The organism is Anabaena sp. AL09 (assembly GCF_001672255.1).
GTDB lineage: Bacteria > Cyanobacteriota > Cyanobacteriia > Cyanobacteriales > Nostocaceae > Dolichospermum > Dolichospermum lemmermannii.
In genome coordinates, this window is sequence record NZ_LJOQ01000029.1 from 21,535 (window position 1) to 27,534 (window position 6,000).

The following is a 6,000-nucleotide window of genomic DNA, read 5'->3' on the forward strand; positions in this document are numbered from 1 at the left end:
ACTAGATTAGTTATCTATATATCAATCCTATTTGATTTGTGTACAGAATTTTTTATCTAACCACAGAGGCACAGAGAACACAGAGGAAGAGAGGAATGCGATGTTTACATTTTATTTAATATGAAGATCATAAAAATATTTAAGTTCCTGGTTATTGTTATTCTCGTATGCGGAATGACGGGTTGTAATTTTGTTGGGATTAAATCAAGTAATGAACAATTACCAATGGTTGAGTCTTTAATAACGCCAAAGTTACCAGATTGGATAGAACAAATCAGTCCTGTGGGAGATGCAAAACCTCTGGGGCAAATTCGTATCCGTTTTAAAGAAGCTGTAATTCCTATTGAAAGTCTTGATAGTCCCCAACAACAAAATTTATTAACTAAATTTGCCATTTGGCCTCCTTTACCGGGACAGTTTCGCTTTTTAACTCCGCGTATGGTAGGTTTTCAAGCTGATAAAGCTATACCGAAAGCGACGCGAGTTAAGGTTACTCTCAAAGCTGGTTTAGCTGATTTAAAAAATCATCGCTTAAATCAAGATTTGGCTTGGACTTTTAATACTGAATCTATTCAAATTACTAATTTACCAGGGGTTAACCCCATGGAAAAAGCGGAAGTTGAACCAATTGATTTACAACCAAAGTTGCAATTTACCTCTAATTTAGCATTGGATCTAGATTCTGTCCAAAAGCATTTACAGTTAATTCCTGAAGGTCAAACTCAAGGTGTGGGTTTTAAGGTGGAATTAGCGAAGGAAGAAACACCAGAAAATTTAGATCCTTTAGAAAAATTTGATCCTACAACTAAAAATTGGATTTATAATCTGATTCCTCAGCAAAATCTGGAAAAAGCCACACCTTACCGTTTAACTTTTTCTCCTGGTATTCTTCCTGCTAATGGTAATTTACCAAGTCAAAAAGAATTTGTCAGTAAATTAGCGACTTATTCACCTTTAGAATTTGTGGGAATTAAACCCTATGGAGAACCAGATTCAGGTGGAACTTATGGCAGATTTATTAAAGGTAGTCCCCAGTTAGAATTTAATAATCTTTTATTAGCAGATTCCGTTAAGGAAAATATTAAAATTAAGCCAACACCAAAAAATATTGATGGTGTACTGCAAATTTTTGGAGAAGATAGAATTGTCAGCATTAATCCTTATGCTTTAGAACCAGCTACTACTTATACAATTAATATTAAGAGAAATCTTAAAGATAAATTTGGACAAACTTTAGGTAAACCACTCACAATTAAATATGATACTGGTGATATAGCTGGGAATATTTCTGTACCCTCAGATTTAAATATTTTCCCCACAGATAAAGATCTACAAATTAATATTGATACTATTAATTTACCAGAATCAAAATATCAAGCAGCTTATCGCATTGTTAAGCCAACAGATTTAGTTTATACAAATACTGCTAATGATTTATTACCCGAACCTGCTAAATGGCAAGATTTCAGAATTAATGGTAAGCAAAATCAATCCTTAACTATCAATGTTCCCCTCAAAGAAAAATTAGGGACTACTCAGGGAATGTTAGCTTATGGAGTGCAAGCACGAACTCATAAATATCAAGAAGACGGTAAACAATTGTGGAGAGAACCAACAACTTATGGAATGGTACAATTAACCAATTTAGGTATCTTTTCTCAATGGTTTCCAGAATCCGGTTTAATTCGGGTTCATTATCTTAGTAATGGTTCACCAGTTAAAGCGGCAAATATTGAAGTTTATCAATCAAAATTAGCTGATAAATCTCGTCCTCAACCTGTACCATGTGCAACTGGAAAAACTGATGAAAAGGGAATTTTGATTATTGAAAATAATCAATTAATCCAATGTTATCCCAAATTAAAATCTAGTTTACCACAATTATTAGTAATTGCTAGTGAAAATCAAGATTGGGCATTTACTAGAAATGAAGAATATAGTGGTGCTTATGGTTATGGAATTGATGCTGGTTGGGAAGCTGATAAACCAGAATCACGAGGCATAATTTTTTCTGATAGAAAGTTATATCAACCCGGAGAAAAAGCGGCTTTTACTGCTTTTGCAGATTATTTAGAAAAAGGTAAAGTTCAGGAAGATAAAAATGCAGTTTATCAATTAACTTTAGTCAATACTACTGGGAAAAATACAGATTTAGGCACAAAAACAACTAATGAATTTAGTACATTTTCTTTAGAGTTACCGATTCCCAAAAATCAGCCTTTAGGATTTTATACTATTAAAGCAAAAGGTAACAAGGGACAAGAAATTTCTGGAGAGTTTCGAGTAGCAGAATTTAAACCACCAAATTTTAAAGTTGATTTACAGCTAAATAAGAAATATGCAGTAATTGATGACAAAATTGATGTGCAAGTAGGAGGTAATTATTTATTTGGTTCCCCAGTGGAAGGAGGAGAAGCTAAATATTTTGTCACTCGTCAACAGGCTAATTTTATCCCTAAAGGTTGGGAAGAATTTAGTTTTGGGAGACAATGGTTTTGGCCGGAAGAAAGTCCCAATGTTCCTAATGATGTCTTACAAACTAACACTAAATTAGATGCTAATGGGAAAAGTAATCAAACTTTAACTGTAGCTAAAGATTTACCCTACCCCATGACTTACCGGGTAGACGTGCAAATTAGTGATGTTTCTAATTTATCGGTTGCTAATTCCCAAACTTTTACTGCTTTACCCAGTGACAGAATCATTGGTTTAAAAAGTAATTTTGTCGCTGACGCTGGTAAAGATTTTCCTGTAGAATTTATTGTCACTGACCCAACGGGAAAACCTCTAGAAAATCAAAGGATACATCTAGAATTACAACAGATGAAATATAGCAGCGTTACTAAAATTGTTGAAGGTAGTAAAACTCCACAAAATCAAGTTGAATATCAGACAGTTGGGAAAACAGATATTACATCTGGGAATACTCCCCAAACAGTCAATTTGAAACCTACCATATCAGGTTCATATCGGATTCGCGCTAATTTTAGTGATAATAGAGATGAAATTACAGCCACAGATTTACAAATTTGGGTGACAGGAGAAAATCAAGTATTTTGGGGTGGAGAAGAAAAAGATAAGTTGTCAGTTAAATTAAATAAAAAAGAGTTTAAACCTGGAGACACAGCAACAGCTTTAATTCAATCTCCCTACCCAGAAGGAGAATTATATTTTGCAGTCATTAAAGATAAACCTCTCTATCAACAAGTTATCAAAATTAAAGGAGGTGCGCCCCAAATTCAGTTTACAATTACGCCAGAAATGTTACCTAATGCAGCAGTACAAGTGGTGTTAGTTAGACAAGGTAAACCACTTAATCAAATAGAACTGGGAAATTTAGAAAATTTAGCCCGAATTGGTTTTGCAGATTTTAAAGTTAACCTAGCAGATAAATATTTAAAGGTACAAATTAACCCAGTTGAAAAATCTTTAGAACCGGGAAAAGAAGCAAATGTAGAACTGGAATTAAAAGATGATCAAGGAAAACCCACCACAGGACAATTTACTGTCATGGTGGTAAATGAAGCGGTGTTACAATTAACTGGTTATCGTCCGCCAAATTTGGTAGATACTGTCTATGCAGAACAACCAATTTCTACCCGATTTAGTGATAATCGTCGTCATGTTAAATTAGCCCCATTATCGGCAAGTTTACCCAAGGGTTGGGGTTATGGTGGTGGCTTCTCCAATGCTTTAGCAAATACTCGGATTCGTGAAGATTTTCAAGCTTTAGCTTATTACAATGGTTCGGTAATTAGTGATGAAAATGGTAAAGCCAAAATCACCTTTAAATTACCCGATAATTTAACAACTTGGCGGATAATGGTAGTGGCTACAGATGGAAATTTGCGGTTTGGCAATGGTGACGCAACATTTATCACCACAAAGCCATTAATAACTAATGCTATTCTGCCACAATTTGCCCGCACAGGCGATCGCATTTTTGCAGGTTTATCCGTCACCAATACCACCACAAACACCGGAAATCTGACTATTAAAGGTGAACTTAGCGGTTCTCTCAATTTCGCCGAAAATAATCCCAAAACCACCACATTACAACCAAAAGCCGAGTCAGCAACCCAAGCTTATCGCTTCCCCATGATAGCGGGTAATGTGGGAGAAGGTAAACTCACATTTACCACCCAATTAAATAATATTGCTGATGCTTTTACTGTCCCTTTGGAAATTAAACCTTTAGAAATTACTGAACAAGTTGTAGAAACTGGTGTTAGTGAAAAACAGGTAAAAATTCCCCTGAATATTAATAAAAATACCTGCCGCGAAGCCGGAGGTTTAGATATTCAATTAGCCAGTACCTTAATTCCGGAAATTAAAGCGCCTGCAAAACAAGTTTTAGAAAATAATAATTTACCATTTGCAGAACCAGCCGTAAGTCAATTATTAATTGCGGCAAATCTGCAAACCCTCACCCAAAAATATAATCAAACCTTTGCAGAATTTAATCCTCAAGCACAAGCAAAATTAGCAATTGCACAATTACAAAAATTGCAAATAGCAGATGGTGGTTTTGCAGCATTTCCAGGACAACAAAAATCAGATCCTTGGGTTTCTAGTTATGCAACAGAATCTTTAGTTAAAGCTAATCAAATTTTTCCTGATTTGGTTGATAGTAAAATCATCTCTACTCTGAAAACTTATCTGCAAAATGTTCTCGCAAATCCTGGACAATATGACTTTTGTAAACAGAAACTTTGTAAATCTCAATTGCAACTAAATTCTTTAATTGCCTTAGCACAATTAGGAGATAAACGCAATAGTTTTCTGTCAGATATTTATCAACAACGTGATGATTTTGATCTAGTTACTCAAATCAAATTAGCCAGATATCTATATCAATTTCCTGAATGGCAAAATCAAGCGCAAATTATGCGTGTGCAATTCCAAAAGAATATTTATGAAACTGGACGTACCGCAGTTGTAAACTTACCTCAAAGTTGGAGTTGGATGAGTTCAAATACTGTCACCCAAGCCCAAGCTTTACGGTTATTTATTGACCAAAAAACCAACCCAGAAATCATTGATAAATTACTGCAAAGTCTTCTTAGTTTACGCATAAATGGCACATGGGAATCTAGTTATAATAACGCCCAGGCATTCACAGCTTTAGTTGCATATAGTCAACTTCAACCCACACCACCTAATTTTATGACTACGGTAAAATTAGCAAATCAGAAATTAGGAGAAACCCGTTTTAATGGCTATCAAAATCCCAACTTGCAAATAAATGTTCCCATGAATAAATTACCCCAAGGTAATCGTGATTTATGGTTACAAAAATCTGGAAGAGGCAGATTACATTATTTAGTTGCTTACAAATATCGGTTACAAGGAAATCAACCAGGAAGATTTAACGGTTTACGAGTAACGCGAGAAATTAGTAAAGTCAATGAAGAGAAAGTTATTCAAAAAACTGGAATGTATGCTTTTGATAAACCTTTAACTTTACAACCTGGACAAATCTTTGATATTGGGTTAGAAATAATTACAGATCATCCTGTAGATCATGTAGTCATAAAAGACCCCTTACCCGCAGGTTTTGAAGCTGTAGATGATAGTTTTCAAACAGCAACACCAGCATTACAAGCAAAAGCCGATAATTGGCAATTAGGATATAAAACAATCCATAAAGATCGAATTATTTCCTATGCAAATCATCTCGAACCGGGAGTTTATAGTTTACATTATTTAGTTCGTTCTGTGACTCCAGGAACATTTATTTGGCCTGGTGCGGAAGTTCATCTTCAATATACACCAGAAGAATTTGGACGAAGTGCAGATTCTACTTTAATATTGGCAGAAAAAAAGTGATAATTTGAGCGCAGGCAGAAAGAAAGCAAAGATCTAAGACCCCTCAACTCCTATCAATGGCATAGAGTTGTAAATTTTGCTAAGAGGGTGTTTGAAAAGTTATGGTTGATGTATCAAATATTTTTTACCCCACCCTAACCCTCCCCTTGTCAAGGGGAGGGAACTGGATTT

The 6,000-nt window shown here is 35.0% G+C and carries 1 protein-coding gene; it reads left to right on the forward strand.

The window, feature by feature from the left end:
• The first annotated feature begins 120 nt into the window (after positions 1–120).
• Complete coding sequence (locus tag AN490_RS05090) at positions 121–5,829, forward strand: alpha-2-macroglobulin (RefSeq protein ID WP_300000589.1); 5,709 nt, start codon at positions 121–123, stop codon at positions 5,827–5,829.
• Positions 5,830–6,000 lie beyond the last annotated feature (171 nt).